This is a genomic window from Roseovarius sp. MMSF_3359 (assembly GCF_030733385.1).
GTDB lineage: Bacteria > Pseudomonadota > Alphaproteobacteria > Rhodobacterales > Rhodobacteraceae > Roseovarius.
This window is the reverse complement of record NZ_JASHJC010000007.1, coordinates 70,256-96,141: the sequence shown is the minus strand read 5'-3', so window position 1 is coordinate 96,141 and position 25,886 is coordinate 70,256. Positions and strand designations below refer to the sequence as shown.

The following is a 25,886-nucleotide window of genomic DNA, read 5'->3' as shown; positions in this document are numbered from 1 at the left end:
AAGCGATGGATTTTCACGAGATACGCTTTCCGGCGAACCTGAGCTTTGGCTCCGTGGGCGGCCCGGTGCGGCACACCGATGTGGTGGCGCTGGCCAACGGGTTCGAGGAGCGCAACACGCCCTGGGCGCATTCGCGCCGCCGCTATGACGCGGGGATGGCGATGCGGAACCTTGACGATGTCGAAGCCCTGATCGCCTTTTTCGAGGCAAGGCGCGGGCAGATGTACGGGTTCCGCTGGAAAGACTGGGCGGATTACAAATCCTGCAATGCGTCGGCGGGTCCTCTCTTCGACGATGTGGTGATCGGCACCGGCGATGGCAGCCAGACCGATTTCCAATTGACGCGGCTTTACGAATCCGGCGGCCATACCTATTCACGGCCGATCGCAAAACCGGTCGCGGGAACGGTTCTTGTCGGGCTCGACGGGGTGCCGCAGCAGGATGGCACGGATTTCACCGTTGATGTGACAACCGGGGTCGTGACCTTCGTGACGCCACCGGGCAATGGCCAGAGCGTGACCGCGGGGTTCGAGTTCGATGTGCCGGTGCGGTTCGACACCGACAGGATCAATATCAGCATGGCCAGTTTCCAGGCCGGTGAGGCGCCGGATGTGCCGGTGATCGAGGTGCGGGTATGAGCGATCTGCATCCCGGCCTGAAGGCGCATCTGGAGACTGGTGTGACCACCACCTGCCATTGCTGGGCCTTGACCCGGCGCGACGGCGTTGTGTTGGGGTTCACCGATCATGACGGGCCGCTCAGCTTTGAGGGCATTGATTTCAGCGCGGATTCCGGTCTGAGCGCCGTCGCGTTGCAACAGACCACGGGCCTCTCGGTGGACAATACCGAGGCGATGGGCGCACTCAGCAGCATGTCGATCCGCGAAGAGGATATCGAAGCGGGTCGGTTCGATGGTGCGGAGGTGCGCGCCTGGATCGTCAATTGGGAAAATGTCGAGGAGCGGCAGATGCAGTTCCGCGGCTCCATCGGGGAGTTGCGTCGCAAGGACGGCTCTTTCGAGGCGGAGCTGCGCGGGTTGACCGAGGCGCTCAACACGCCAGTCGGGAATGTCTATCAGGCGCCCTGCGGTGCGGTGCTGGGCGATGGCACGTGCCAGTTCGCCCTCGGAACCGCCGGATTTTTCGAGTTGCGCGTGGTCGAACAGGTCGAAAACCGCCAGGTCTTTCGCTTTACCACGCTGCCGGGCATCCCCGAGGGGTGGTTCAAACACGGCCGGATGACCATGCTCGACGGGGCGGCGCAGGGTTTGATTGGCCTCATCAAGCGGGATGCGATTGAAGAGGGCGAGAGGGTTATCGAACTCTGGCAACCGCTGCGTGCCGATGTGGTGCCGGGCAATCAGCTGCGCCTCGAAGCCGGGTGCGACAAACGAATGGAAACCTGTCGCGTCAAGTTCAACAACCTTCTGAATTTTCAGGGCTTTCCAGATATCCCCGAGGATGATTGGACCATCGCGACACCCCGCAAGACCGGGAACCTGTCGGGCCGGAGCCGTCGCTGATGAGTGCCATCGGAGACAGGGTTGTGGCGTCGGCAAGGGCGTGGATTGGGACGCCTTACCGCCATCAGGCGTCCTGCAAGGACGCGGGGACCGATTGCCTGGGACTTCTGCGGGGGGTCTGGCGCGAGATCTTGGGGGCCGAACCGGAACAGGCGCCGGCCTATTCCAAGGATTGGTCTGAACCTGCGCGCATTGAGACGCTGTGGCAAGCCGCCGAGCGACACCTGATCGCAAAGGATCTGGAGGATGAGGCGCCGGGCGACGTGCTTCTGTTTCGCATGCGTGAAGGGTCCGTTGCTAAGCATCTGGGCGTGGCGGGCGAGATCGGACAGGCCGCGACATTCATCCATGCCTATTCCGGCCACGCGGTCGTTGAGAGCGCGCTGAGCGCACCTTGGCGGCGGCGCATCGTGGCTCGGTTCACATTTCCCGAGGAGATCAAGTAATGGCGACAATTCTTCTTTCGGCAGCAGGATCGGCGCTTGGCAGTTCCATCGGGGGGTCGGTCCTCGGCCTGTCGACGGCGGTGATCGGGCGGTTTGCGGGCGCGGTGATCGGGCGGTCGATCGACCAGCGGCTTCTGGGCGAAGGATCTGAAGCGGTCGAATCCGGCAAGGTCAGCCGGTTGCGCCTCTCGGGCGCGGGCGAGGGCGATGCGATTGCGCAGATCTATGGACGTATGCGTGTTTCGGGGCAGGTGATCTGGGCCACTGAGTTCAAGGAAGATGTCACCATCACCCCGGGCAGCAGCGGCGGCAAGGGCAGCGCGCCCAAACCACCGACGCCCGAGACCCGCGAATACAGTTATTCAGTCAGCATCGCGGTGGCCCTTTGCGAAGGGGTGATCTCGGACATTGGTCGGGTCTGGGCCGATGGCCGCGAAATCCATCGCTCCAGCCTCAACATGCGAATCTACAAGGGAACCCGGGATCAGCTGCCCGACCCGAAGATGGAAGCGATCGAGGGGGCAGGGAAGGTGCCGGCCTATCGTGGCACCGCCTATGTGGTGATCGAGGACCTGGATCTGGGTCGGTTTGGCAACCGCGTGCCGCAGCTCAATTTCGAGGTCAGCCGCCCGTCGCAGGAAGGTCAGCCGGGGGCGGACCTTGATCCGCCCCATGCACTCAAGGGGGTGGCCTTGCTGCCCGGGAGCGGTGAATACGCGCTCGCCACGTCGCGCGTGGTGATGAATTACGGCCCCGGTTCCGGGCAGGTGGCAAACATCAACACGCGGGCGGGGCGCCCCGATTTCAATGCCTCTCTCGGCAATCTCTATGCCGAACTGCCCAATTGCAGGTCGATGTCGCTCATCGTCAGCTGGTTCGGCGATGATTTGCGGTGTGATACCTGCCGCATCCGCCCCAAGGTCGAGCAGGCGGCATTCGATTCCACGAACATGCCCTGGCAAGTCGCAGGATTGACCCGGACAACCGCGCCCCGGGTGGTGCGGGATGCCAACAACAAGAAGCTCTTTGGCGGGACGCCCGCTGATGCCTCGGTGGTCGAAGCGATCCGACGGCTGCGCCAGCAGGGCAACGACGTGATGTATTATCCGTTCATCCTGATGGAGCAGTTGCCGGGCAATGGCCTGCCGGACCCCTACAGCGATGCAGCGGATCAGCCCGAAGTGCCGTGGCGGGGCCGGATCACCACCACCAAGGCCCCGGGCCAGGCGGGCAGCACCGATGGCACCGCCGCTGCCGCCGCCGAAGTATCGGCGTTCTTTGGCAATGCCCGCGCGAGCCATTTTCAGATCAACCCGAACAACGTGCTGCCCCCAACCGTCGGTGGCGCGCAGGGGTTCCTGGGTTTTGCCGGTCCCGTGCAGATCAGCCCGGTGAATTACAGCGGCCCCAGCGAATGGGGATATCGTCGTTTCATTCTCCATCAGGCGGCGTTGTGCAAGGCCGCGGGGGGCGTCGAGAGCTTCTGCATCGGGTCGGAGATGCGGGCGCTGACGCAGATCCGGGGCGCGAATAACAGCTTTCCTGCTGTGGACGAACTTATTGACCTCGCCGCGGAGGTTCGCGCGCTCCTAGGGCCGTCGGTCAAGATCGGTTATGCGGCGGATTGGTCCGAGTATTTCGGGTATCAGCCCAATGATGGCACGGGCGACCGCTTCTTTCACCTCGATCCGCTTTGGGCTGACAGCAACATCGATTTCATCGGCATCGACAATTACATGCCCCTTTCCGATTGGCGCGAGGGGCCGGATCATGCGGATGCCGCGTGGGAATCGATCTATGACCTGGGCTATTTGCAATCCAACATCGAAGGTGGGGAGGGCTATGATTGGTACTATGCCTCGCCCGAGGACGAGAAGGACCAGGTCAGGACGCCGATCACCGATGGCACCCATAACGAGCCATGGATCTGGCGCTACAAGGACATCCGGAACTGGTGGTCGAACCCGCATCATGACCGCGTGGGCGGCGTAAGGCAGGCCACGCCTAGCCCGTGGGTGCCGCAATCGAAACCCGTCCGCTTTACCGAGTTTGGTTGCGCGTCGGTCGATAAGGGCGCGAACCAGCCCAACAAGTTCCTCGACGCCAAGTCATCGGAATCAAGCCTGCCGAAATTCTCGACCGGGCGGCGGGATGAATTGATGCAATTGCAGTACTTGCGGGCAATGATCGGCTATTGGAACGACCCGGCAAACAACCCGGTATCGGCCGAATACGGCGCGCCGATGTTGGATATGGATCACGCTTATGCCTGGGCCTGGGACACGCGGCCGTTCCCCTATTTCCCCAACAACCGAAAGCTGTGGTCAGATGGCGAGAATTACGGCCGGGGACATTGGCTCAACGGGCGGATGTCGTCGCGAACGCTGGCGTCGGTTGTCGAGGAGATCTGCGAGAAAAGCGGGTTGAGCCACCTTGATACCTCCAAGCTGCACGGCCTTGTGCGGGGGTACAGCGTCGATCAGACCGGCGAAGCCCGCGGCGCGTTGCAGCCGCTGATGCTCTGTGCCGGGTTCGACGCGGTGGAGCGGGGCGGGAAGCTGCATTGCCGATTGCGTGACGGCAAGGCAAACGCCACGCTGGTGCGCGATCAGTTGGTGCGTGATCCGGAAAACGACGGTGTGATCGAGGCCGCACGGGGCGGTGTCGCCGAGCTGCCGGGGCGTGTGCGCCTGCGGTTTGTCGGTGCGGACAGTCATTTCGAGGTGCTCTCCGAGGAGGCCGTGCTGCCGGATGAGGACACCAAGGGCATTTCGCAGTCGGAGATGCCCGTCTGCTTGACCCGCGCCGAAGGGCGCCAGACCGTCGAACGCTGGCTTGCGGAGGCGCGGGTGTCCACGGATACCGTGCGGCTGACCCTGCCGCCGTCGCGCATGGACCTTGGTGCGGGGGATGTGGTCAAGCTGGACCCCGCTGATGGGGGCGGGCTCTTTCGCGTGGACCGGGTGGAGCAGATGGGCAATGCCCAACGGGTCGAGGGTGTGCGCATCGAGCCGGAAAGCTATCGCCCGATCGAGATCGAAGACGTCGTGCCAGCGGTCCGTGCGTTCACGCCGCCGGTGCCGGTGACGCCGCTTTTCCTCGATCTGCCGCTTCTGACCGGTGAGGAAGTGCCGCACGCTCCCCATGTGGCGATGATGGCCGATCCTTGGCCCGGTGCGGGGGCGGTCTATTCCTCAGATATCGACGCGGATTATCAACTCAATCAGATCGTGACGGCGCGGGCGCCGATTGGCATCACCGAATCGGATCTGGCGCCTTGCTGTGCCGGTCTGGTGGACAAGGGGCCGGGACTGGTCGTGAAGATGCGGTTTGGCGCGATGGAAAGCGTCGTCGACGATGCCTTCCTTGCCGGGGCCAATCTTTGTGCCATCGGAGACGGGACGCCCGACGGTTGGGAAGTGTTCCAGTTCCGCGATGCCGAGTTGATTGCCGAAGATACCTATGTGCTGCGCCACCGGCTCCGGGGGCAACTTGGCACCGAGTTCATTCGGCCCGATGCCTGGCCGGCGGGGTCTTACGTGGTGCGTCTGGATGGATCGGCCATTCAACTGTCTCTGGCCGAAGCCAAGCGGGGCCTGCCGCGTCACTATCGCGTGGGGCCTGCGGACCGACCGCTCGATGATCCGGCCTATCAGCATGGTGAGTTGTCCTTCACCGGGGTCGGGCTGCGGCCCTATAGCCCGGTGCACCTGCGGGCGACACCGCTGCCGGGGGGCGACCTGAGGTATGACTGGATCCGCCGGACCCGTGTCGGCGGCGATCGGTGGGACACGCCCGAGGTGCCGTTGGGCGAGGAAAGCGAACGCTATCTGGTGCGGGTCATGCAGGGGGCCAACGTGCTGCGTGAAGAGATGCCGGATGTGCCAAGCTGGACCTACACGGCCACGGACCGGGCCGCGGACGGGGTGAGCGGCGCGTTCACCGTCGAGGTCGCGCAGGTCTCGGCCAGCTATGGGGCCGGGCGGTTCGCCACGCTGGCGCAGGGGGGCTGAGCCCTATCCCCGGGCACAACCGATACATTTGGCGGCAGCGGGATCAAGCTCCAGGCGGGCCTTGGCGATCTCGTCGCCGCAATCTTCGCAATATCCGAATTCACCCTCTTCCATACGGCCAAGAGCCGCCGACAACCGGGTCTTTTCGACCTGGCGGCGGCCGGCCTGCGCCTTTGCCATCGCCTGGTTCTGCAGGGCGTCCATGCGGCTGAGACGACCGACGGATTGCTGGTCCAGCTCGACCGTGGCCTGCCCGGCCGCGCCCAGGGCATCCTCCTGTGCAATCTCGGCGAGACGGGCACGGATCAGATCGCGGAAATGCGCCTGCGTTGTCTCATTCATTTTTGTTATCTCCGAAATCACAGCTTTGCATTTTACCATCAGTGCCTATCTGGTATAGTCAAGGCCTGCTGAAGGAGCATGCATATGGTTGAAACACATGCAAAACTGACGTCGCTCGACCCGGTTTGGGCGCGGATCATCACCGAGGCGCAGGAGGCGATCGAATGCGAGCCGCTTCTGGGCGGGTTGGTGCATTCGAGCATTCTGCACCACAAATCCATCGAATCGGCCCTGTCGTACCGGATTTCGCTGAAACTTGCCTCGACCGAGATGTCCGAGCAGATCCTGCGTGAAATCTGCGACGAGGCGATGTCGAAAGACCCGGAAATCGCGCTGTCGTCACGTGCCGATATCGTTGCGGTCAACGATCGCGACCCGGCCTGCGACCGTTTCATCCTGCCGATGCTCTACTTCAAGGGCTTCCAGGCGGTGCAGGCTTACCGCGTGGCCCATTGGCTTTGGAACCAGGGGCGCAAGGATCTGGCGCGGTTCTTCCAGATGCGGGCCTCCGAAGTGTTCGGCGTGGATATCCACCCCGCGGCCCGGATCGGCAAGGGGATCATGATCGACCACGCCCATTCCATAGTGATTGGTGAGACCGCGGTGGTTGGCGATAACGTGTCGATGCTGCATTCCGTCACGCTCGGCGGGACCGGCAAGGAAGAGGAAGACCGCCATCCCAAGATTGGCGACGGTGTCCTGATCGGTGCGGGCGCGAAGGTGCTGGGCAATATCCGCGTGGGCAATTGCAGCCGCGTGGCCGCCGGGTCGGTCGTGTTGCAGGAAGTGCCGCCGTGCAAGACCGTGGCGGGCATTCCCGCGAAGGTCGTGGGCGAGGCGGGTTGCGATCAGCCATCGCTGACCATGGATCAGCTTTTGCAATCGGCCCCGTGCCCGGAAGATCTGGCCTGAGATAGCCCTGGTAGTTTATTCCAAACCCCCGTGATGCCTCGGCGCCACGGGGGTTTTTTGTTGTGTTGTGACGGGGCGCGCGTTGCCGGATCAGTTTTGCAGCACCTGGATGGAGACGGATGGTGCGGCGGTGAAAGGCTGCGTCTGCTGGGCGAGATCTGTTGCGGACAAGAGCGGCAACTGCATGAGCAGGCCGAGGGCGGCGGTGGCGGAGAAAATGACGGTTTTCATATCGTGACCCTCTGCATCTGGTGTGGGCGTGTCTTGTCATCCGATATGGGGCAAAGGGTGGGTGTCATTCAAAAACACCCAGATCGCGGGTGCGTGTTATCGAATAACAAGCGCAGATAAGTCTTTGTAATTCCGGTAAAAAGTAATGTGCCAGTGAAGAGGCTTAGCGCGGGTTTGTTCCGCAGACCAACCCCGAGGGGTGGTGTGAGGCTGACGTGATGTGAGTTGGTAGAGATGCGCCGCCGCGTCCGGGGGACCGGATCGCGGCGGCGGATTTTGCGTCAGGCCAGCATGACCATCGGGTTTTCGAGGTTCTGCAAGATCTGTTCCAGAAGTTCGGCCCCAAGGGCGCCGTCGATGACCCGGTGATCGACGCTGAGCGTGACGGACATGACGGTGGCCACGGTCAGCTCGCCATCATCGCCGACGACGGGTTTCTTCTTGCCGCCACCGACGGCCAGGATCGCGCCGTGGGGCGGGTTGATGACCGCGTCGAAATTGTCGATGCCGAACATGCCGAGGTTGGAGATGGCGAAACTGCCGCCCTGGTATTCTTCGGGGGCGAGTTTGCGGTCGCGGGCGCGCGCAGCGAGGTCTTTCATCTCGGCGGAGAGCGCGGAGAGCGATTTCATCTCCGCGTCCTTGAGTACCGGGGTGAAGAGGCCGCCTTCGATGGCCACGGCGACCGCCACATCCGACGGCTTGAGCTTGAGCACCTTGTCACCGGCCCAGACGGCATTGGCATCGGGCACCGCCTGCAGGGCGAGCGCGCAGGCCTTGATGATGAAATCATTGACGCTGAGTTTGACGCCGCGGGCTTCAAGCTGCTTGTTGAGCTGGCTGCGGAATTTGAGCAGCGCGTCGAGCTTGATGTCGCGGCGCAGGTAGAAATGCGGCACGGTCTGCTTGGCCTCGGTCAGGCGCGCGGCGATGGTCTTGCGCATCCCGTCGAGCTTGACCTCCTCGTAGTCGCGGCCCTGATACATCGCGCTGATCGCGTCACCCGAGGGGCCGAAGGGCGCGGGGGCTGCGGCCGGTGCAGCGGATTTTTCGGCGGGGGCGGATTTCGAGCCGGGCGTTGCGTTTTCCACATCCGCCTTGACGATGCGGCCATGGGGACCCGAGCCCTTGATCTGGCCCAGGTCGAGCCCCTTGTCGGCGGCAATGCGGCGCGCGAGCGGCGAGGCGAAGATGCGGTCGCCACTGGCCGCCTTGGGCGCGGCGGGGGCGGGCTTCTCGGCGGCAGCGGGGGCTGCCTCCTCGGCGCCCGCGTCGGCACTGGCGGCCTCCGGCGCTTGTGTCGACGGGGCCGATGTGTCGCCGATGTCGTCCGCACTTTCGCCGTCTTCGAGGAGGACCGCGATCGGGGTGTTGACCTTGACGCCCTCGGAGCCTTCTTCAACAAGGATCTTGCCGACGGTGCCTTCATCGACCGCTTCGAATTCCATCGTGGCCTTGTCGGTTTCGATTTCGGCCAGGAGGTCGCCGGAGCTGACGGTATCGCCTTCCTTGACCAGCCATTTGGCGAGTGTGCCTTCCTCCATCGTGGGGGACAGGGCGGGCATGAGAATTTCTGTGGGCATTGCCTTGTCTCCTTACCGGTAGGTTACTTGTTTGACGGCCTCGATCACCTCGGCGGTCGAGGTTAGCGCCAGCTTTTCAAGGTTGGCGGCGTAGGGCATCGGGACGTCCTTGCCGGTGCAACTGATGACCGGCGCGTCGAGGTAGTCGAAGGCACGTTCCATCAGGGTGGCCGAAATGTGGTTGCCGATGGAGGCGACGGGCCAACCCTCTTCGACGGTAACGCAGCGGTTGGTTTTCATGACGCTTGCAATCACGGTGTCGTAGTCGAGCGGGCGCAGGGTGCGCAGGTCGATCACCTCGGCCGATACACCGTCTTCGGCCAGCCTTTCGGCGGCGTCGAGGGCGTAGGTCATGCCGATGCCGAAGCTCACGATGGTCACATCCGTGCCTTCACGCCAGACCTTGGCTTTGCCGAAGGGGATGGTGAAATCGTCGAGTTTGGGAACTTCGAAGGACTTGCCATAGAGGATTTCGTTTTCGAGGAACACGACCGGGTTCGGGTCGCGGATCGCGGATTTCAGCAGGCCCTTGGCATCGGCCGCGGAATAGGGCTGCACCACCTTGAGGCCGGGGACCTGCGCGTACCAGGCGGCGTAATCCTGGCTGTGCTGGGCACCCACGCGGGCGGCGGCGCCGTTGGGGCCGCGGAAGACGATCGGGCTGCCCATCTGGCCGCCGGACATATAGAGCGTCTTGGCGGCAGAGTTGATGATCTGGTCGATCGCCTGCATGGCGAAGTTCCAGGTCATGAATTCGACGATGGGCCTGAGACCGCCCCAGGAGGCACCGACGCCGATCCCGGCAAAGCCATGTTCGGTGATCGGCGTGTCGATCACCCGCTTGGCACCGAATTCCTCCAGCAGGTTCTGCGTGATCTTGTAGGCGCCCTGGTACTCGGCAACCTCTTCGCCCATGACAAAGACGCTTTCGTCGGCGCGCATCTCTTCGGCCATGGCGGAGTTCAGCGCCTCGCGCACGGTCATCTTCACCATTTCGGTGCCTTCGGGCCAATCGGGGCTGGTGTCGGGCTGCGGCGCGTCGGGCGCGGATTTGGCCTGCGCCGGGGCGGCGTCAGCAGTGTCTGCGTCGCTGTCGCTCTCTTCCGCCGCTACAGCGGGGGCGGAGGACACATCGCCGATGTCATCGGCGCTTTCGCCTTCTTCCAGAAGCACCGCGATCGGGGTGTTGACCTTGACCCCTTCGCTGCCTTCTTCGACGAGGATCTTGCCGATGGTACCCTCATCGACCGCCTCGAACTCCATCGTGGCCTTGTCGGTTTCGATCTCGGCCATGATGTCGCCAGAGCTGACGGTGTCGCCTTCCTTCACGAGCCATTTGGCAAGCGTGCCTTCTTCCATTGTGGGGGAGAGGGCGGGCATCAGAATTTCGGTAGCCATTGTGTTGTCTCCTCCTCAGGCGTTCTGCGGTGCGATGTCGGTGATGATGTCGGTCCAGAGCTCTTCGACCGCGGGCTCGGGGCTTTCCTTGGCGAAATCGGCCGAGGCGTTGACGACTTTCTTGACCTCCTTGTCGATGGCCTTGAGGTCCTCTTCGCTGGCGTGTTTCCCGGCGAGAAGCAGGTCACGGACATGTTCGATGGCGTCCTTTTCCTCGCGCATCTTCTGGACCTCTTCGCGGGTCCGGTACTTGGCGGGGTCCGACATGGAGTGGCCGCGATAGCGGTAGGTCTTGACCTCAAGGATGTAAGGACCTTTGCCGGCGCGGCAGTGGGCCACGGCCTTTTCGCCGGCCTCTTTCACGGCGAGAACGTCCATGCCGTCGACCGCCTCGCCCTGGATCCCGAAGGCTTCGCCCCGGGTATAGATATCGGGGGTCGAGGTGGAGCGTTTCTGCGAGGTGCCCATCGCATATTGGTTGTTCTCGATCACGAAGATCACCGGTAATTCCCAGAGCGCGGCCATGTTGAACGTCTCGTAAACCTGCCCCTGGTTCGCGGCGCCATCACCGAAATAGGTGAAGGTGACGTTGTCATTGCCCTTGTATTTATCGGAAAAGGCCAGACCGGCGCCGAGGGGGACGTTGGCACCAACGATGCCGTGGCCGCCATAGAAGTGCTTTTCGGTCGAGAACATGTGCATCGAGCCGCCCTTGCCGCGGGAATAGCCGCCCTCGCGCCCGGTGAGTTCTGCCATCACCCCGTCGGGGTTCATCCCGCAAGCGAGCATGTGGCCGTGGTCGCGATAGGTGGTGATCCGCTTGTCGCCTTCCTTGGTCGCGGCCTCAAGCCCAACGACAACCGCTTCCTGGCCGATATAGAGGTGACAGAAACCGCCGATCAAACCCATGCCGTATAACTGACCGGCCTTTTCCTCGAATCGTCGGATCAACAGCATATCGCTGTAGAATTTTTTCAACTCATCCGCGGAAACATTTGATTTTTTTGTGGTTTTCTTGGCGGCCATGGGCGGGCAACTCCTTGTCCGAAATAATAGTTTAGCATTAAACCATTTTAATACACCATATGTCCGCCGGTGACGAGAGTGAATTTACCATGGGTCAGGTAGCGCGTGCGATACGCCGGGTGCCGCTCTTTGGGAAAGCCGTGAAATCAGGTCGTCGCGAGCGGTCTGTCAGGCGTCTCACACCTTAAAGCGCGGAGGGTGGCACCGAGCCCGTCAGATCAGCGAATGACGATTTCATCGCTTCTTAGCAGGCCAAGCACATCGCGGGCCTGCTGATCCAGAAGGTCAAGATCGAGATAGTCGTCGGACAAGCGGTGCGTCAGGTTTTCCATCCGCGAAACCTGCCGGGTCAGATCATTGAGTTTCGTTTGCAGGGCCTTGCTTTCGGCCTCGATCTCCGCGCGGCGGAACAGGCCGAAATCGCCCTGCACGGCGGCAAAGGTGAAGTACACGCAGAGGCCAAAGGACACTGCGAAGAACATCAACGCGCCCATTGCCGGTTTCGTGCGGGTGGTCATTCGTGCTCTGCCTCATGGTGCCGCCTCTGCCGGGCGATCTGGGGGCACTGTCGCACATCTGATTCGCTTTGTGAATCCCCTTTCTTTGTCTGGCGGAACCACGCTAGGAATACACCTGAAGGAGAAATCTGAATGCCGCACTCATCCCCCCGGAGCCACCTGGCGACTCATGAGGTGACCAATCAGCCGACGGCATGGAGGGATCGGGATTTATGGTCGGCGGATCAGGCGCTTATCGACCATGCCGCAACCGCTCGGGCAGACGCGGACCACCTGGCGAGCTATGGCGCAAAATTGGGCCGGCAGGCAGTGGCCGAAGCCGCGATTGCGGCCCACCGACAGGCGCCGGAACTCGTCTCTTTCGATGCCGGGGGACGGCGGCTGGATGAGGTCCGGTTTTCGCCCGCCTATCACGAGTTGATGCAGACGGGTATCGGGGCCGGATATGCCGCCATTGCGTGGGAGGGGCGCCGGGGTGGCCATGCGACCCATGCGGCGATGGTCTATCTCACCAGTCAGGTGGAGCCGGGCGTGTGTTGCCCGATGACGATGACCTATGCCGCGGTCCCGGCGTTGCAGGCCGAGAGGGCGCTCTTCGATGCCTGGGTGCCGAAGCTCACCGCGCGCATTTACGACGGGGCTGCCAAGCCCCTGGCGCGCAAACCCGGTGCGACTTTGGGCATGGCGATGACCGAGAAGCAGGGCGGGTCCGACATTCGCATGACCATGACCCGCGCGGAACGGGATGGCAGCGATTACCGCCTGACCGGGCATAAGTGGTTCTGCTCCGCGCCGATGTCGGACGGGTTTCTGACCCTGGCGCAGGCGCCGGAGGGCTTGACCTGTTTCCTCGTGCCGCGCTGGCCCGAGGGGACGCGCAACGCGATTCACATCCAGCGGCTCAAGGACAAGCTCGGTAACCGCTCGAATGCCTCGGCGGAGATCGAGTATCATGGCGCATTGGCGCATCGGCTTGGGGCCGAAGGGGACGGGGTGCGGACGATCCTTGCCATGGTGCATCACACCCGGCTCGACACGGCGCTGGCCCCGGCGGGCCTGATGCGGGCCGCGTTGGACCGGGCCGGTCACTGGGTACGGCACCGCACGGTGTTTCAGCGCAAGCTGGTCGATCAGCCGCTGATGCGCAGCGTGTTGGCGGATCTGACGCTGGATTGGGAGGGGACACTGGCGCTTGGGCTCCACGTGGCACGCGCCTTTGATGGCACGTCCGAGCGTGACCGGGCCTATGCGCGCCTCGCCGTGGCGCTGGCCAAGTACCTGGGCAACAAGCTCTGTCCCGGATTGGTGTATGAGGCGATGGAGATCATGGGCGGCGCGGGATATGTCGAAGAGACCGGCCTGCCGATGCTTTACCGCGAGGCGCCTTTGAATTCGATCTGGGAAGGGTCCGGCAATGTGATCTGCCTCGACGTGCTGCGCACGCTCAAGCGCGAACCGCTGGCCGGGGAGGTGTTGAGCGAAGAACTGGGGCAGGCGGCAGGGCAGAACCACCGCTACGACATGGCGGTCAAGGCCCATATGCAGCGGTTTCCCAAGCTGCCCGACGAGGGGCAGGCGCGCTGGTATGTCGAAAGCCTGGCGACGTTGCTGACGGCCTCAGTCCTGATCCGGCAGGCCCCAGCGGCGGTATCGGACGGCTATGTCGCCACGCGCCTGGCCGGAGAGCGGGGCCGGACCGCGGGGGCCATTGGCAATGTCGACCTTGCGGGGATCATCACGCGGCTCGGCGGTTAGGCCCGGCGTCTATCCGGTCAGCAGGCCGAACCGGGCGATTTCCGCGTCAGTCATGATGTGAATGCCATCCGCCGGGGCTGCGAGGATCGTGAACCAGTAGAAGGCGTCACTGCCCAGCATCTCCTCGATGTAGCGGCGGTTCTGTTCATGTTCGGGCGCGCCCATCGGGTATTCATGCGCCTCGCGGTTGCCATCCGACCAGGCATGAACGCCGATCTTCGCCTCGGGCGCCATTGTCCGCCGGACGCCAGCGAGAAAGAGGTCGACACCGCCGGAATACACCTCGCTGCGCGCGGTGAGGTGGGTGTTGAGACCGAGTTCCCGCACCCGGTAGGCCAGCGCGATCATCGTGTCATCGTCAACCGACCCCGGCACATCGAGTTCGACCAGCGTGTCGATCTGCGGGTTGGCGGCATAGACCGCCTCGAACTGATCGAACGTCTTGGCGTTGATCTCGCCGCTCATGTAGAGGCGGGTACCTTCGACGGTGAAACTGGTGGTCGTGACGGTGTTCAGCGCCAGGACGGCGACCTGCGTACAGGCCGCCAAACCGGACATGATGACGAGCGTCACGGCCGTGGGCAGCCGTAATGTGACGCCCGTGCTGCCGAACCTAACCGACGACATTGTGGCCGCGCCCGCGCATGCAGTTGAAGACAATCCGGTCCCGGGCATCGTCGATCTCAGCGTTTTCCTCGGCCGATCCGATCAGGCCGCCCACGGCCGCCCCAACAACGGCGCCGCCGACGGATTCGTCCTCAAGACCGCCGATCACGCCGCCGATGACCGCGCCCGCGGTGGCGCCATTTCCGGTGCTCTGTTTCTGGGTCGAGATCTGCCGGCAGGCATTCAGATCCGCGTGGTAATTCCGCGATACCTGGCCATCGACAATCGGCTCATAGGGGGTTTCGGCGCAGGCAGCGAGGGAAAGGCCCAGGCCAAGGAGAAGGGGAGTGTTGATTGAAATACGCATGGTGTCCTCATTCGTAACAGGCCCGGAACGTCCGGGATGAGAGGCATATAGGCAGAGTGTTTTCGATTCGCAACAAAGATTTTAAATAAAACATAAAGTATGCAAAATATTGCTACAAACATATTATGATATGCACTAAGTGATACCGCAGACGGTGACCAACGATGAGACCAGCCCGATGAATTTCCTTGCAAAAACAGCCATGTCGATCAGCCTGCTCTACTATGTGCTTGTTCTGGGCACGCTCTGGATCGGGCAGATGGCCGGCCTGCATAACGACATCTGGGAGCTTTACGACTTCCCGGTGCAACCGGCATCGCCGCCATTCTGGGCGCTGCTGATCGGGCTTCTCGTCACGGCGGTGGCGCTTGCCTGCCTTGCGATGGCCTATGCCGCGGTCTGGCGCATCCTGAGCGGCGGGCGCGGCCAAGACTTTCGCGATCTGTCGCGGCGCTTGCGGACCGTCGGGTTGGGCCTGATCGGGTTCTGGCTCGGCTACAACATTCTGGCGGGCGGGGTGCAGCACCTCATCGTGATCGGGACCGAGGTCACTGACGAGTTCGACTTTTCCTGGGATCCGCTGGATCTCGATATTGTTTTCTTCATCATCGGGATCGCGATGATGGCCATTTCGCAGACGCTTGAACGCGCCTGGCTGGCCGAAGAAGAAAACCAGCATTTCCTTTAGGGGCAGGGCGATGGCTATCACCGTTTCCCTCGACCTGATGCTGGTCAAGCGCAAGGTGTCTTCGCGCGAGTTGGCGGCGGCAATCGACCTGTCCGAGACCAACCTGTCGCTCATCAAGTCCGGCAAGATCAAAGGTGTGCGGTTCAGTACGCTGAACGCGATCTGCGAGTACCTCGAGTGTCAGCCGGGCGATATCCTGAGCTATGAGCCGGACTGAGCGTCGCGGCATCCGACTTTCGCCGAATGATCTAGCCGATCACGTTATGACCCCGGCCGCGCATGCAGTGAAAGACCAGGCGGTCTCGTGCAGACCGGGCCTTGGCCTTTTCCTTGGCAGACCCGACAAGGCCGCCAAGCGCGATACTGGCCGCCACGTCGCCGGTTGATCCACCATAGGCGCCCGCCGTGATGCCGCCGGTAAAGGCCCCGGTCGCCGCACCGGCGCCTGTTGCTTTCTTGGTTTTCGAGATGTCACGGCAATCGGCAAGGTCGCTGTCATATCCCGCGCACTTGGGGCCATCGACGATCGGCTCATAGGGCTTCTTGGGGGCGCAGGCCATGAGCGACAGCCCCATTGCGATCAAAGCTGCGTATTTTGTAAATGACCTCATACCAATCCCCCTCGTTCCAACGCGGAAATCGTAGCCGCCCTGCGCCGTATCTGGCAACAGGCGTTTCAGATGGATCACGTGGGCGCCGGTTGGGGCAGGGGGAGGTCAGCCTGCGACGGATGCCTGATAGATGCTCTCGATCGTGTCGGCCAGCATGGCGTCGAACGCGGCGTCCGACTGATCCGCCGAGAGCCCTTCGCTGAGCGCGCGGGAGAAACTGGCGATCATGCCGGTATTCTGGCTCAGGCGAGTGTTGGCTTCATCACGGGAATATCCGCCCGAAAGCGCCACGACGCGCATCACGCGCGGGTGGTTGATCAGCGGCTTATAAAGATTGGCCGTCTCGGGCAGGGTCAGTTTCAGCATCACCTGCTTGTCGTCGGACATCGCATCCAGATGCCGGGTCAGTTCTGCCAGCAGCATCTCCTCGGCCTCGGCCTTGTCACCGATCGAAATCGTCACCTCGGGTTCGATGATCGGCACCAGGCCATGGCCCAGGATCTGATGACCCACTTCGAATTGCTGTGCCACGTTGGCGGCGATGCCACGGGGTGAGGCGGCGTCGATGACCGAGCGCATCTTGGTGCCGAAAATCCCCGCCGCATTGGCGCGTTCCAGCAGCGCGTCGAGGTCCGGCATCGGCTTCATCAGCCGCACCCCATTGGCCTCATCGTCGAGCCCCTTGTCCACCTTGAGGAAAGGGACCACGCCGCGGTCCTCCCACAGATAGGTGGCCGAGGGTTTGCCGCCCATCTGCCGGTCCATGGTCATCTCGAACAGGATCGCGCCCACGACCTTGTCGCCGGTAAAGGCCGGGGAGCCGGCGATGCGCGAACGCATGGCGTGCATCAGGTCGAACATCTCGGCGTCGTTGCCATAGGCATCTTCGTTCACACCGTAGAGCGCCAGCGCCTTGGGGGTCGAGCCGCCGGATTGGTCCAGTGCCGCCACAAACCCATTCCCCGAACTCATTTGCTGACGCTGTGCTTCTTTCGACATGACGATCCCTGACTGTTGTGACCCTGAATAAATCTTCCTGCGGCTCTTAGGCGAGACCGGCGCGTGTTGCAATTATGATGGCGCTAACAGATGGGCAAAGCCGGAGAAAGGCGGCGCTACCGGCCTTTCCCCATGATCTTGCCCGCAACGAAGGTGGTCATGAAGCGGGGCGTGATCCTCGGCAGGATGGCAAAGACCTTGTTCATGATACCGGTCACGATGACCGTCTTGCCGCCGATCATCGCCTGCCAGCCTGCCTGTGCGACCTCGGCGGCGGTCATCGGTTTGCGCATCTTCAGCAGGCGCACGCCATCCATGTCGGCGGCATCGAAAAACCCGGTTTCCGTGGCGCCGGGACAGAGCGCCGTTACCGTCACATTGGTGCCGCGCAGCTCCTCGGCGACGGCCTCGGACAGGTGGAGCGCATAGGCCTTGGTGGCGTGATAGACGGCCATGTTGGGCCCGGGGGTAAAGCCTGCGACGGAGGCCACGTTCAGGATACGCCCGGCCTTGTGGCCCTTCATATGGGCAACCGCGCGGTTCATCAGGAACGTGTAGGCGAGGATATTGACGTTGATCGAGGTCAGTTCCGTGGGCCAGGTCTCCGGCGCGCCGAAGGCCCCGTGAGAGCCCAGCCCGGCATTGTTCACAAGGACGTCGATGCGGCGGTCCGCGGAGGCCTCGGTCCAGAGCCGTTCCGCCTCGGCCAGGTCATTGAGGTCGGCGGGGATGACAACAACCTCCCCGGCGGTGCCGGAGAGTTCCTGGGCCAGCGCGTGGAGCTTGTCCTCGGAGCGCGCCGTCAGGATCAGGTTGCGCCCGGCCTTGGCCGCGATCCGTGCGAACTCCTTGCCGAGCCCCTCGGACGCGCCGGTTATCAGTGTCCAGTTCTGCAAAGCAATCCTCCCGCGTCATCTGAGCGCAGGATAAGGTGATGCCGGGGAGCGAGACAAGTTCTGTTCGTTATGGGCCTTTTGCGGGTTAAGTCGCTTTTCGAAAAAAGCTGTGCGATGGCCAGACCGCTGGATGGCGATCGCGCGGCGGCCTTCGGCCTTGATTCCGCGCGGGGCGTTGAAGTCGAGCTACGGTTAAGTCTACTAACCCATCGTTGCAGATCAGTCCTTGAGCGCCGCCACCCCCGGCAGGTCCTTGCCTTCCATCCATTCGAGGAACGCACCACCTGCGGTGGAGATATAGGTGAAATCATCTGCCGCTCCGGCCTGGTTCAGGGCGGCGACCGTATCGCCGCCACCGGCCACGGAAATGAGCTGGCCCGCGCGGGTCCGTTCGGCCGCGTGACGGGCGGCGGCATTGGTGGCGGCGTCGAAGGGTTCGATTTCGAACGCACCTAAGGGACCGTTCCAGATCAGCGTCTTGGCGTTGTCCAAGGCGGCGGCGACACGGGCGACGGATTGTGGCCCCGCGTCGAGGATCATCGCGTCTTCGGGGCAGAGGTGTACCGCGAAGGTGGCATTTTCGGCGCATGCTGCGAATTCGCGGGCAACGACGATATCGGCGGGCAGGATGATCTCGCACCCGGTCGCGGCGGCCTTCGACATGATCGCGCGGGCGGTGTCGGCCATCTCGTGTTCGCAAAGCGATTTGCCCACCTTCAACCCCTGTGCCGCGAGGAAGGTGTTGGCCATGCCGCCCCCGATCACCAGGTGATCGACCTTGTCCACGAGATTGCTCAAGAGTTCGAGCTTGGTCGAAACCTTCGCGCCGCCGACCACAGCCACAACGGGGCGTTGCGGCGCGCTCAAAGCGGCCTCGAGCGCCTCAAGCTCGGCCTGCATCAGGCGACCGGCGCAGGAGGGCAGGTGATGGGCCATGCCTTCGGTGCTGGCATGGGCGCGGTGCGCGGCGGAGAAGGCATCGTTGCAGAAGACATCGCCGAGACCCGCCAGGCGTTTGGCAAAATCAGGATCGTTGGCCTCTTCGCCCGGATGAAAGCGGATGTTCTCGAGCAGCAGCACATCGGCGGCCTGCGCCTCGCTGGTCAGCGCCTCGGCCCCTTCGAGCGTTTCGATGAGGGTGACCGACCGCCCGAGCGCGGCCTCCAGCGCGGGCAGGACGACGCGCAGGGACATGTCGAGCACAACCTTGCCCTTGGGCCGTCCGAAATGCGCAATCAGCATCGGCTTGCCGCCCTTCGACAGGATGTCATGGATGGTCGGCACGATCCGGTCGATGCGGGTGGTATCGGTGACCATGCCGTTTTCCACCGGCACGTTGATATCCACGCGGGTCAGGACGCGCTTGCCGTCCAGTTCCATGTCATCCAGCGTTTTCCAGCTCATGCCCGTGGCCTCCATACCGTAATTCGCGCCCCTATTGGCGTGAAGCCTTCCAAGGGTCAAGCTCTGCGCTTGGCAATTGCGGTGATAGGGCCTAGGTATCGGAGCAACCACGTTACGAAGGAGAGCCCGATGGCCGAGATCAAAGACCCCGAAAACACAATCCTTATGGAGCTGAAGGATGGTACCGTCACCATCGAGCTGCTGCCCGATGTGGCCCCGGGCCATTGCGAGCGGATGAAGGAACTGGCCCGCTCCGGCGCCTATGACAACGTAGCGTTCCACCGGGTGATCGACGGGTTCATGGCGCAGACGGGTGATGTGGCCAATGGCAACATGGAAAAGGACTTCAACCTGCGCGCGGCGGGGACCGGCGGCAGCGATCTGCCGAACCTCAAGGCAGAGTTCTCCAAACTGCCGCATGACCGCGGTACCCTGGGCGCGGCGCGCAGCCAGAACCCCGACAGCGCCAACAGCCAGTTCTTCATCAATTTCAGCGACAACCATTTCCTCAACGGTCAATACACGGTCTATGGCCGGGTCACGTCGGGCATGGAACATGTGGACGCCATCATGCGGGGCGAGCCACCGATGAACCCGGACCGGATGGTCAGCGTCAAGGTGGCCGCCGATGCGTAAACTCGCCATCCTGATGTCGCTCCTGGCCAGCCCGGCGCTGGCCACCGGCCTTGAGATCCAGATCGAGGGCGAGGCCAATGGCACCGTCGTCATCGACCTCTTCGAGGATGTGGCCCCAGCCCATGTGGCGCAGATCACGCAGCTTGCCGATGATGGCGCCTATGACAACGTGGTGTTTCACCGGGTGATCGAGGGCTTCATGGCCCAGACCGGCGATGTGCAATACGGCAAGATGGGCGACGACATGCGCCGCGCGGGCACTGGCGGCAGCGATCTGCCGGACCTGGCGGCGGAGTTTTCCGATGTGCCGTATGATCGCGGTGTCGTCGGCATGGCCCGCGCGCAGAACCCCGACAGCGCCAACAGCCAGTTCTTCATCATGTTCGCCCCGGGGCATTTCCTGAACGGTCAATACACCGTTGTCGGCCAGGTCACCGAAGGCATGGAGGTGGTTGACGCCATCAAGCGCGGTCAAGGGCAATCGGGTGCAGTGGTCGGCAAGCCGGACGTGATGACGTCGGTTTCCGTCATCAAGTGATCGAGAGACAGCGATGACGACCTATCCCCCCCTCGGCACGCTCAAGCCGGTCGATGAGGGGATATGGATCGTGGACGGCCCGGCGGTGATCTGCCGCCGGATGCCCATTTCGACCCGGGCCAGCGTGGTGCAGCTTGCCGATGGCGGGCTCTGGGTACATTCCCCGACCGGGCTTTGCGAAGGTTTGATCGCCGAGCTCAATGCGCTTGGAGAGGTTCAACACCTCGTTCTACCCAATTGGGATCATACGGTTTTCCTTGAGGGTTGGCGGGAGGTGTTCCCGGCCGCCAGGGTCTGGGCCGTCCCGCCCGAGGGCGCGCGTGGTGTGGGGGTCGCGTATGATTTCGAGCTGGGCGGCGAAACGCCGTGGAGCCATGAGATTGCCCATCTGATTGTTGGTGGCAGCAAGCGATACCGCGAGGCGGTGTTTCATCACCGCGCCTCCTCAACCTTGATCGTCGCCGACCTGATCCAGAATTTCGACACCGCGCGCCTGCCGGTCTGGATGCGGCCCCTGATCTGGCTGGCGGGGACCGATGACAGCGCCGGTGGCATGCCCTACCTGATGCGCCGCCGTTACAGAAATGCGGGCCTGGCACCTTCGGTTGAGCACATGATCGACTGGCGCCCGCGCCGGATCATCCTGTCCCATGGCGGGTGCTTTGAGACGGGCGCGGTGCGGGAATTGGAGCGCATCTTCAAGAAACTCCTGCATGAACGGCAATGGAGCCGTGCCATGGAGGAGATGGACCGCAAACCCTGAGCCTGAGGTGGGCGGTTGCGCAGGTGGCTTGACCGATTTGTCATTCCATGTCCCATATCGGCCATGATGCTGCGTGTCTTTGCCCTGATCCTGACCGTTCTTGCCGGGTCGGCCGGCTTGGCCCAATCACGGATCCCGGTGGGGGTTGAACTGGTCCTGGCGGTCGATACGTCGATCAGTGTCAGCCGCGAGGAATATCACCTTCAGATGCAGGGGATCGCCGAGGCGCTGCGCCATCCCGATGTCCTGAGCGCGGTCGAAGAGCATCCGGGCGGTGTCGCGGTGACCTTGGTGCATTGGAGCCTCGGGAGCCTGAACCGGCAGGCGGTCAGCTGGCACCGGCTGCGCGATGCGGCGGATGTGTTCGGCTTTGCCAGCAAGGTCGAAGAGGCGCCGCGACAAGGGGCGGGCCGAGGTACGTCGATCAGCGATGCGATCGTCTTTTCGACAGAACTTCTGTTGGAAAACGGGTTTGCAGGCCAGCGCCTCAAGATCGACATATCGGGGGATTCGCGGCACAATTCCGGCCCTTCGCCGGAGGCCGCGCGTGATCTGGCGGTGCTGGCGGGGGTCACGATCAACGGGCTTGTAATCGAAGACGGCGACCGGAACCTTGCGGGCTACTACCGCGCGCGGGTGATCGGCGGCGAAGGGGCGTTTGTGATGAGTGTGGCGCGCCGCGGGGATTTCGCCCAGGCGATGCGGCGCAAACTGGCCCGGGAGCTTGCGCCGGTGGCGGCCAGCCAACCCAAGGGGGTCGGCCAGCCGCAGAACTATGCCCGTCAGGCGGGCAGGTGGATGTTGAACGCCTTGCGCAGTTCCGCATCGAGCATCGGATCGAACCGTGCGGCGGAAGGTTCCGACAGAATGCGTTCCTTGCGCGCGATGGCGTTTTCGATCAGGTCCGGTTTCTCGTTTTCGTTCCATTCCTTGGGGCTCATCCGGTTGCCAAGCGCCGGATAGACATAATCCGACTGCATCCGAAGCAGCGTTTGATCCGTGCCAAGGTAGTGTCCCGGGCCGCCCATGCAGACCTCGGCGATCTGATCGAGGGCGAGGGTCACGTCATTGACCTCGATGCCGCGCACGCAGCGCATGGCGTGGCCGATGAGGTCGTCACCCAGGATGAGCGACTCGTGACAGAAACCCAGAAGCGACGCATGCATGCCCGCCGCCTCATAGACCATGTTGAGGCCCGACAGGCCCGCCATGACGTTGGAGCACATCGCCTCCCACCCGGCCTGCATGTCGGGCAGTTTGGCGTCGGTGATCCCGCCCACGGCGCCGCCGGGCAGGCCGTAATGCTTGTGCATCTGGGCGCAACCGGCACTCAGAAGGGCCTGTTCACCCGAACCGCCGGTCATCGCCCCGCTGCGCAGGTCGAGGCCGAAGGGCCAGGTGCCGAAGATCGCCGGATGCCCCGGGGCGACGGCGTTGACGTAAACCAGACCGGCGAGGCATTCCGCCGTGGCTTGCACGATGGCCCCCGCGATGGTCGAGGGTGCGGTGGCCCCGGCCATGCCTGCGCTGAGCAGCAGGACCGGCATGCCGCCTTCGATGCAGCGTTCCATCACTTCGCAGGCCTCGGTCGCGAATTTCATCGGCGGGACCACGAAGCAGTTCGAGTTCGACAGGAAGGGCCGCGCGCGCCAGGCCTCTTCGCCGCCCGCGATCATGTGCAGCATCTCAAGGGCAGGGGCCACAAAGTCCGGCTCGGTAAAGGAGGTGCCGATATGTTTCGTGGTGCCCGAGCAGCAGGCGTAGATCGTGTTGAGGTCCATCTCGCGGTTATCGGCGATATCGCGGCAGACCATCGGGCGCTGCACGAAGTGAATATTGTCAAGCTGATCGCATATCCGCGCGGCGTCATGCAGGTCCTGCACCGTGCTGTCGCGGTATTCGCGGCCGTTTACATCGACCATGTGCACGGCGGCCCCGGCGGTGCCGTAATGCACCCGCGCGCCCCAAAGCTGCATGTCATGGCGCGGGTCGCGGCCGCAGAGGGTGATCTTCTTGCAGGCCTTGGCAAGCGCCTCCTCGACCACGGCGCGGGGGAAGCGGATGCGGCCATCGTCGCCCTGGATGCCGCCCGCCCCGGTCAGGTAGGCGACCCCGCTTTCGGGCGCATCGGCCAGGCCGATGGTTTCCAGCGCCTGCAGCGCGGCTTCGTGGATCTGGTCGATCTGTTCGGGGCTGAGCGGCTTGTAGGTGCCGCCCTCCATGCCCGGCTGGATCGGGCGTTCGGCGTCGGAGAGGGGGGCTTCGCGGCTGGCTTTACGGGCGGCGCGACCGCCGGAGCGGCGGGAAACGGGGGCTGTCATGATGTCGGGGTCCTGGTGGCAAGAATTTGGAGAAGGGGTGAAGGTTCAGCCCTTGGACGGTCTGCCACGCGCCGCACGTCCCCGGTTTGCCCCGATGGTGCGGATGATCACTGCAATCTTGCAGCATGGGTTCATCGTCAGATCCTCCCTCAGTCCTGACGCGCGCAAATCGGCACGATTCCCTGCGGTTAGTCTATTCCAATAGCGACCGATGTCGCAAACGGACCTCGAAAACCGTTTTTGGGCCGAAGAGTGTGGCGATGGGCGGCGTCTGCCCCTAATCCATCTCGACCGGATCACCCATGAGATAGCGCGGACCCGCCCCGCGCCGGGCCACCCGGTCGCGTTTGTTGTAAAGCGCGCAGGTCTTGAGCGAGAGGCAGCCGCAGCCGATACACCCGTCGAGCCGCGCGCGCAGCGCCTGCATCTGCGCGATCCGGTCGTCCAGCACCGCGCCGAATTTGCGGGAAATCCGCGCCCAGTCGGCTTTGCTGGGTGTGCGGTTTTCGGGCAGGGTCGAGAGAGCTTCGCGGATCTCGGCGATGGAAAACCCGAGCCCTTGCGAGATCATCACGAAGCTCAGCCGCCGTATGTCGGCGCGGGCGTACCTTCGGTGGCCGCTATCGTTGCGGTCCGGGGTCACGAGGCCCTCGTCCTCGTAATAGCGGATTGCCGATTGAGGGAGCCCGGTGCGGTCGGAGACATAACCGATGCTCAGACCTCTTTTAGCCAAGTATCTGTCTTGCATGGATATTTTTCCTATTGAGTTAAAGTTAACTTGAGGAATTACGTTGGAAATCAAATGGAATCAATATTGAAAGGAACCTGTTATGAAACTGGAACATGTGAACGTCACCGTCCCGGACCCCAAGGCAAGTGCCGCGATCCTGTGCGAGATCTTCGGCTGGCATGTCCGCTGGGAAGGGGCGGCCAAGGACAATGGCTTTACCGTGCATGTGGGCGACGAGGGCAGTTATCTTGCGCTTTATGCCCCGGCCAAGGAGCTGTCGGCGATGGGGGACACCTATTCCCGCGTGGGCGGGATCAATCATGTCGGCGTGGTGGTGGATGACATCGACGCGACCGAGGCGCGGGTCAAGGCGGCGGGGTATGTGCCGCATAACCATGGCGATTACGAGCCCGGGCTGCGGTTCTATTTCGACGGGCCGGACGGGATCGAGTTTGAGGTGGTGCATTATGACTGAGGCGGGATCGAACCGGCAGGGCGTCCTGTTGCTGCTCTATACCGGCGGGCTCTTCGGGTTGAACTTCCCGCTGGGCAAGCTGGCGGCGGGGGCAGGGGTGTCGCCACTGGTCTGGGCGATGGTGGTCTCGGCCGGTGCGGCGGGGTTGCTGTTGCCCGGGCTGATCCTGCAGGGGCGGTTGCGCCTGCCGCGGGGGCAGATGCTGCGCTACACGGTGATTTCGGGGCTGATGTCTTTCGCCTTGGTCAATGCGCTGGTGTTTTTTCTGATCCCGCGGGTTGGGGCGGGCTATGCCGGGTTGATGTTTGCCTTGTCGCCGGTGGTCACGCTGGCGCTGACGGCGCTGGCAGGGCTGAAAGTGCCCGGACGGCTGGGCGTCTACGGGATTGGCGTGGGGATGATCGGCGCGGCACTGGTCGCCCTGGGCCGGGGCAGCGTCGAGGGGGCGGCGTTCTGGGCGTTTCTGGCCTTCGGTATCCCCGTGGCCCTGGCGTTGGGGAATATCTACCGGACGCTTGACTGGCCCGAGGCGGCGCATCCCGCGGCGCTGGCGTTTTGGAGCCACTTCTGGGCGATATTGGCCTATGTCCTGCTGCAATTGTCACTGACCGGTGATCTGCCGTTGGCGCCGCTGCGCGAGGTGCCATTGGCCACGATGGTGCAGGCAGTGGCCGCAGGGCTGATGTTCCCGGCCTATTTCCGGCTGCAGAAGCTCGGCGGGCCGGTTTTACTCAGCCAGATCGGCTATGTTGCGGCAGCCGTTGGGCTGGGCGCGGGGACGCTATTCCTGGGTGAGGCCTATGGGCCAGCGACCTGGGGCGGCGCGGCCATCATCGCCGTTGGCATTGCGCTGACGGTGCGGGCGCAACTGGTGGTCGAAAGACCCGCAGGCTGCGCTGCGTGAGCGCATGTCGGATCGCCGCCCTCATGCGCCCCGCCCACCCTCCCTGGCGCACTCGGGCGGCGATTTGGGTGCTGCCGGGCAGGGGCGGCGCGCAACTCCGGTCTTGCCAGGCGGTTGGCGCATCGGTTATGCAAGCTGCCATGACACGGACCATTTGCATCATTTGCTGCATTACCTGCTGAGATAACTCAGGCGGGCCGTT

General features: G+C 63.3%; 27 protein-coding genes and 1 pseudogene. 14 read left to right on the top strand and 14 right to left on the bottom strand.

Annotated features, from left to right (window positions below):
• Window positions 1-5 precede the first annotated feature (5 nt).
• Genes RBB29_RS11905 through RBB29_RS11890 form a run of 4 tightly spaced genes read left to right on the top strand, consistent with a single transcriptional unit; the run spans window position 6 to window position 5,981 of the window.
• Complete coding sequence (locus RBB29_RS11905) at window positions 6-638, top strand: DUF2460 domain-containing protein (RefSeq protein WP_306115129.1); 633 nt, start codon at window positions 6-8, stop codon at window positions 636-638.
• A complete protein-coding gene (locus tag RBB29_RS11900; protein WP_306115128.1) occupies window positions 635-1,522 on the top strand; it encodes a DUF2163 domain-containing protein in 888 nt (295 codons plus the stop codon). Before RBB29_RS11905 ends, RBB29_RS11900 begins: the two co-directional genes overlap by 4 nt.
• Complete coding sequence (locus tag RBB29_RS11895; protein WP_306115127.1) at window positions 1,522-1,968, top strand: peptidase; 447 nt, start codon at window positions 1,522-1,524, stop codon at window positions 1,966-1,968. The genes RBB29_RS11900 and RBB29_RS11895 overlap by 1 nt, the downstream gene beginning before the upstream one ends.
• Window positions 1,968-5,981 (top strand): glycoside hydrolase/phage tail family protein, encoded by a 4,014-nt coding sequence (locus RBB29_RS11890; protein ID WP_306115126.1) that lies wholly within the window; start codon window positions 1,968-1,970, stop codon window positions 5,979-5,981. The genes RBB29_RS11895 and RBB29_RS11890 overlap by 1 nt, the downstream gene beginning before the upstream one ends.
• Window positions 5,982-5,984: 3 nt before the next feature.
• Here RBB29_RS11890 and RBB29_RS11885 read toward each other — a convergent pair whose 3' ends face one another.
• The gene (locus tag RBB29_RS11885; RefSeq protein ID WP_306115125.1) at window positions 5,985-6,323 is read right to left on the bottom strand and encodes a TraR/DksA C4-type zinc finger protein; all 339 of its coding nucleotides are present in this window, start codon (window positions 6,321-6,323) and stop codon (window positions 5,985-5,987) included.
• A gap of 84 nt (window positions 6,324-6,407) precedes the next feature.
• Between RBB29_RS11885 and cysE the strand changes: the two genes are divergently transcribed.
• Window positions 6,408-7,235, top strand: coding sequence for a serine O-acetyltransferase (gene cysE, locus RBB29_RS11880; protein WP_306115124.1), 828 nt, complete (start codon window positions 6,408-6,410; stop codon window positions 7,233-7,235).
• Between the two features lie 90 nt (window positions 7,236-7,325).
• Here the strand turns inward: cysE and RBB29_RS11875 are convergent, their stop codons facing one another.
• From RBB29_RS11875 to RBB29_RS11855, 5 genes are all read right to left on the bottom strand, one after another.
• Entirely contained in the window at window positions 7,326-7,466 is a 141-nt protein-coding gene (locus RBB29_RS11875) for a hypothetical protein (RefSeq protein WP_306115123.1), read from the bottom strand.
• Window positions 7,467-7,747: 281 nt separating this feature from the next.
• Entirely contained in the window at window positions 7,748-9,049 is a 1,302-nt protein-coding gene (locus tag RBB29_RS11870) for a pyruvate dehydrogenase complex dihydrolipoamide acetyltransferase (protein WP_306115122.1), read from the bottom strand.
• A 12-nt stretch (window positions 9,050-9,061) separates the two neighbouring features.
• Window positions 9,062-10,447 (bottom strand): pyruvate dehydrogenase complex E1 component subunit beta, encoded by a 1,386-nt coding sequence (locus RBB29_RS11865; RefSeq protein WP_306115121.1) that lies wholly within the window; start codon window positions 10,445-10,447, stop codon window positions 9,062-9,064.
• Window positions 10,448-10,462: 15 nt separating this feature from the next.
• Window positions 10,463-11,473: a pyruvate dehydrogenase (acetyl-transferring) E1 component subunit alpha gene (gene pdhA / locus RBB29_RS11860; protein ID WP_306115120.1), complete on the bottom strand. Its 1,011-nt coding sequence runs from the start codon at window positions 11,471-11,473 to the stop codon at window positions 10,463-10,465.
• A gap of 218 nt (window positions 11,474-11,691) precedes the next feature.
• A complete protein-coding gene (locus RBB29_RS11855; RefSeq protein WP_306115119.1) occupies window positions 11,692-11,991 on the bottom strand; it encodes a septum formation initiator family protein in 300 nt (99 codons plus the stop codon).
• A gap of 132 nt (window positions 11,992-12,123) precedes the next feature.
• Here RBB29_RS11855 and RBB29_RS11850 point away from each other — a divergent pair, with 132 nt between their 5' ends.
• Window positions 12,124-13,746: an acyl-CoA dehydrogenase family protein gene (locus RBB29_RS11850; RefSeq protein ID WP_306115118.1), complete on the top strand. Its 1,623-nt coding sequence runs from the start codon at window positions 12,124-12,126 to the stop codon at window positions 13,744-13,746.
• Window positions 13,747-13,755: 9 nt separating this feature from the next.
• Here RBB29_RS11850 and RBB29_RS11845 read toward each other — a convergent pair whose 3' ends face one another.
• Together RBB29_RS11845 and RBB29_RS11840 are read right to left on the bottom strand one after the other, a co-directional pair.
• On the bottom strand, window positions 13,756-14,373 hold the full coding sequence (locus tag RBB29_RS11845; protein WP_306115117.1) for an alpha/beta hydrolase: 618 nt from the start codon (window positions 14,371-14,373) through the stop codon (window positions 13,756-13,758).
• Window positions 14,360-14,719, bottom strand: a complete 360-nt coding sequence (locus RBB29_RS11840) for a glycine zipper domain-containing protein (RefSeq protein ID WP_306115116.1) — start codon at window positions 14,717-14,719, stop codon at window positions 14,360-14,362. Before RBB29_RS11840 ends, RBB29_RS11845 begins: the two co-directional genes overlap by 14 nt.
• A gap of 139 nt (window positions 14,720-14,858) precedes the next feature.
• On the opposite strand from RBB29_RS11840, the gene RBB29_RS11835 reads away from it, so the two are divergent.
• Window positions 14,859-15,407: a hypothetical protein gene (locus RBB29_RS11835; RefSeq protein ID WP_306115115.1), complete on the top strand. Its 549-nt coding sequence runs from the start codon at window positions 14,859-14,861 to the stop codon at window positions 15,405-15,407.
• Window positions 15,408-15,417: 10 nt separating this feature from the next.
• Window positions 15,418-15,624: a helix-turn-helix transcriptional regulator gene (locus RBB29_RS11830; protein WP_306115114.1), complete on the top strand. Its 207-nt coding sequence runs from the start codon at window positions 15,418-15,420 to the stop codon at window positions 15,622-15,624.
• Window positions 15,625-15,655: 31 nt separating this feature from the next.
• Here the strand turns inward: RBB29_RS11830 and RBB29_RS11825 are convergent, their stop codons facing one another.
• From RBB29_RS11825 to pgk, 4 genes are all read right to left on the bottom strand, one after another.
• Complete coding sequence (locus RBB29_RS11825) at window positions 15,656-16,018, bottom strand: hypothetical protein (RefSeq protein WP_306115113.1); 363 nt, start codon at window positions 16,016-16,018, stop codon at window positions 15,656-15,658.
• 105 nt (window positions 16,019-16,123) lie between these two features.
• Complete coding sequence (locus RBB29_RS11820) at window positions 16,124-17,017, bottom strand: fructose bisphosphate aldolase (protein ID WP_306115112.1); 894 nt, start codon at window positions 17,015-17,017, stop codon at window positions 16,124-16,126.
• Window positions 17,018-17,133: 116 nt separating this feature from the next.
• Entirely contained in the window at window positions 17,134-17,913 is a 780-nt protein-coding gene (locus RBB29_RS11815; RefSeq protein WP_306115111.1) for an SDR family oxidoreductase, read from the bottom strand.
• Between the two features lie 219 nt (window positions 17,914-18,132).
• Window positions 18,133-19,317, bottom strand: coding sequence for a phosphoglycerate kinase (gene pgk / locus RBB29_RS11810; protein ID WP_306115110.1), 1,185 nt, complete (start codon window positions 19,315-19,317; stop codon window positions 18,133-18,135).
• A gap of 129 nt (window positions 19,318-19,446) precedes the next feature.
• Between pgk and RBB29_RS11805 the strand changes: the two genes are divergently transcribed.
• The 4 genes and pseudogenes from RBB29_RS11805 to RBB29_RS11790 all read left to right on the top strand — a co-directional run.
• Window positions 19,447-19,953, top strand: coding sequence for a peptidylprolyl isomerase (locus tag RBB29_RS11805; RefSeq protein WP_306115109.1), 507 nt, complete (start codon window positions 19,447-19,449; stop codon window positions 19,951-19,953).
• Window positions 19,946-20,491, top strand: a complete 546-nt coding sequence (locus RBB29_RS11800; RefSeq protein WP_306115108.1) for a peptidylprolyl isomerase — start codon at window positions 19,946-19,948, stop codon at window positions 20,489-20,491. The genes RBB29_RS11805 and RBB29_RS11800 overlap by 8 nt, the downstream gene beginning before the upstream one ends.
• Before the next feature lie 13 nt (window positions 20,492-20,504).
• Entirely contained in the window at window positions 20,505-21,254 is a 750-nt protein-coding gene (locus RBB29_RS11795) for a DUF4336 domain-containing protein (RefSeq protein WP_306115107.1), read from the top strand.
• Window positions 21,255-21,317: 63 nt separating this feature from the next.
• A pseudogene (locus tag RBB29_RS11790) lies at window positions 21,318-21,974 on the top strand (DUF1194 domain-containing protein); the annotation flags it as partial.
• Between the two features lie 62 nt (window positions 21,975-22,036).
• On the opposite strand, the gene RBB29_RS11785 reads toward RBB29_RS11790, so the two are convergent.
• Both RBB29_RS11785 and soxR read right to left on the bottom strand, forming a co-directional pair.
• The gene (locus RBB29_RS11785) at window positions 22,037-23,575 is read right to left on the bottom strand and encodes a trimethylamine methyltransferase family protein (protein ID WP_306115106.1); all 1,539 of its coding nucleotides are present in this window, start codon (window positions 23,573-23,575) and stop codon (window positions 22,037-22,039) included.
• 277 nt (window positions 23,576-23,852) lie between these two features.
• Window positions 23,853-24,323 carry a redox-sensitive transcriptional activator SoxR gene (gene soxR, locus RBB29_RS11780; RefSeq protein WP_306115105.1) on the bottom strand — a complete coding sequence of 157 codons (471 nt, stop codon included), beginning with the start codon at window positions 24,321-24,323 and terminating at the stop codon, window positions 23,853-23,855.
• 82 nt (window positions 24,324-24,405) lie between these two features.
• On the opposite strand from soxR, the gene RBB29_RS11775 reads away from it, so the two are divergent.
• Window positions 24,406-24,780, top strand: a complete 375-nt coding sequence (locus RBB29_RS11775; protein ID WP_306115104.1) for a VOC family protein — start codon at window positions 24,406-24,408, stop codon at window positions 24,778-24,780.
• Window positions 24,773-25,684: a DMT family transporter gene (locus RBB29_RS11770; RefSeq protein ID WP_306115103.1), complete on the top strand. Its 912-nt coding sequence runs from the start codon at window positions 24,773-24,775 to the stop codon at window positions 25,682-25,684. Before RBB29_RS11775 ends, RBB29_RS11770 begins: the two co-directional genes overlap by 8 nt.
• The last annotated feature ends 202 nt before the right edge of the window (window positions 25,685-25,886 follow it).

Excerpts from the sequence above, each read along its gene's own strand:
- RBB29_RS11905 (WP_306115129.1), top strand. The coding sequence starts at position 6 with ATGGATTTTCACGAGATACGCTTTCCGGCGAACCTGAGCTTTGGCTCC.
- RBB29_RS11900 (WP_306115128.1), top strand. The coding sequence starts at position 635 with ATGAGCGATCTGCATCCCGGCCTGAAGGCGCATCTGGAGACTGGTGTG.
- RBB29_RS11895 (WP_306115127.1), top strand. The coding sequence starts at position 1,522 with ATGAGTGCCATCGGAGACAGGGTTGTGGCGTCGGCAAGGGCGTGGATT.
- RBB29_RS11890 (WP_306115126.1), top strand. The coding sequence starts at position 1,968 with ATGGCGACAATTCTTCTTTCGGCAGCAGGATCGGCGCTTGGCAGTTCC.
- RBB29_RS11885 (WP_306115125.1), bottom strand. The coding sequence starts at position 6,323 with ATGAATGAGACAACGCAGGCGCATTTCCGCGATCTGATCCGTGCCCGT.
- cysE (WP_306115124.1), top strand. The coding sequence starts at position 6,408 with ATGGTTGAAACACATGCAAAACTGACGTCGCTCGACCCGGTTTGGGCG.
- RBB29_RS11875 (WP_306115123.1), bottom strand. The coding sequence starts at position 7,466 with ATGAAAACCGTCATTTTCTCCGCCACCGCCGCCCTCGGCCTGCTCATG.
- RBB29_RS11870 (WP_306115122.1), bottom strand. The coding sequence starts at position 9,049 with ATGCCCACAGAAATTCTCATGCCCGCCCTGTCCCCCACGATGGAGGAA.
- RBB29_RS11865 (WP_306115121.1), bottom strand. The coding sequence starts at position 10,447 with ATGGCTACCGAAATTCTGATGCCCGCCCTCTCCCCCACAATGGAAGAA.
- pdhA (WP_306115120.1), bottom strand. The coding sequence starts at position 11,473 with ATGGCCGCCAAGAAAACCACAAAAAAATCAAATGTTTCCGCGGATGAG.
- RBB29_RS11855 (WP_306115119.1), bottom strand. The coding sequence starts at position 11,991 with ATGACCACCCGCACGAAACCGGCAATGGGCGCGTTGATGTTCTTCGCA.
- RBB29_RS11850 (WP_306115118.1), top strand. The coding sequence starts at position 12,124 with ATGCCGCACTCATCCCCCCGGAGCCACCTGGCGACTCATGAGGTGACC.
- RBB29_RS11845 (WP_306115117.1), bottom strand. The coding sequence starts at position 14,373 with ATGTCGTCGGTTAGGTTCGGCAGCACGGGCGTCACATTACGGCTGCCC.
- RBB29_RS11840 (WP_306115116.1), bottom strand. The coding sequence starts at position 14,719 with ATGCGTATTTCAATCAACACTCCCCTTCTCCTTGGCCTGGGCCTTTCC.
- RBB29_RS11830 (WP_306115114.1), top strand. The coding sequence starts at position 15,418 with ATGGCTATCACCGTTTCCCTCGACCTGATGCTGGTCAAGCGCAAGGTG.
- RBB29_RS11825 (WP_306115113.1), bottom strand. The coding sequence starts at position 16,018 with ATGAGGTCATTTACAAAATACGCAGCTTTGATCGCAATGGGGCTGTCG.
- RBB29_RS11820 (WP_306115112.1), bottom strand. The coding sequence starts at position 17,017 with ATGTCGAAAGAAGCACAGCGTCAGCAAATGAGTTCGGGGAATGGGTTT.
- pgk (WP_306115110.1), bottom strand. The coding sequence starts at position 19,317 with ATGAGCTGGAAAACGCTGGATGACATGGAACTGGACGGCAAGCGCGTC.
- RBB29_RS11805 (WP_306115109.1), top strand. The coding sequence starts at position 19,447 with ATGGCCGAGATCAAAGACCCCGAAAACACAATCCTTATGGAGCTGAAG.
- RBB29_RS11800 (WP_306115108.1), top strand. The coding sequence starts at position 19,946 with ATGCGTAAACTCGCCATCCTGATGTCGCTCCTGGCCAGCCCGGCGCTG.
- RBB29_RS11795 (WP_306115107.1), top strand. The coding sequence starts at position 20,505 with ATGACGACCTATCCCCCCCTCGGCACGCTCAAGCCGGTCGATGAGGGG.
- RBB29_RS11785 (WP_306115106.1), bottom strand. The coding sequence starts at position 23,575 with ATGACAGCCCCCGTTTCCCGCCGCTCCGGCGGTCGCGCCGCCCGTAAA.
- soxR (WP_306115105.1), bottom strand. The coding sequence starts at position 24,323 with ATGCAAGACAGATACTTGGCTAAAAGAGGTCTGAGCATCGGTTATGTC.
- RBB29_RS11775 (WP_306115104.1), top strand. The coding sequence starts at position 24,406 with ATGAAACTGGAACATGTGAACGTCACCGTCCCGGACCCCAAGGCAAGT.
- RBB29_RS11770 (WP_306115103.1), top strand. The coding sequence starts at position 24,773 with ATGACTGAGGCGGGATCGAACCGGCAGGGCGTCCTGTTGCTGCTCTAT.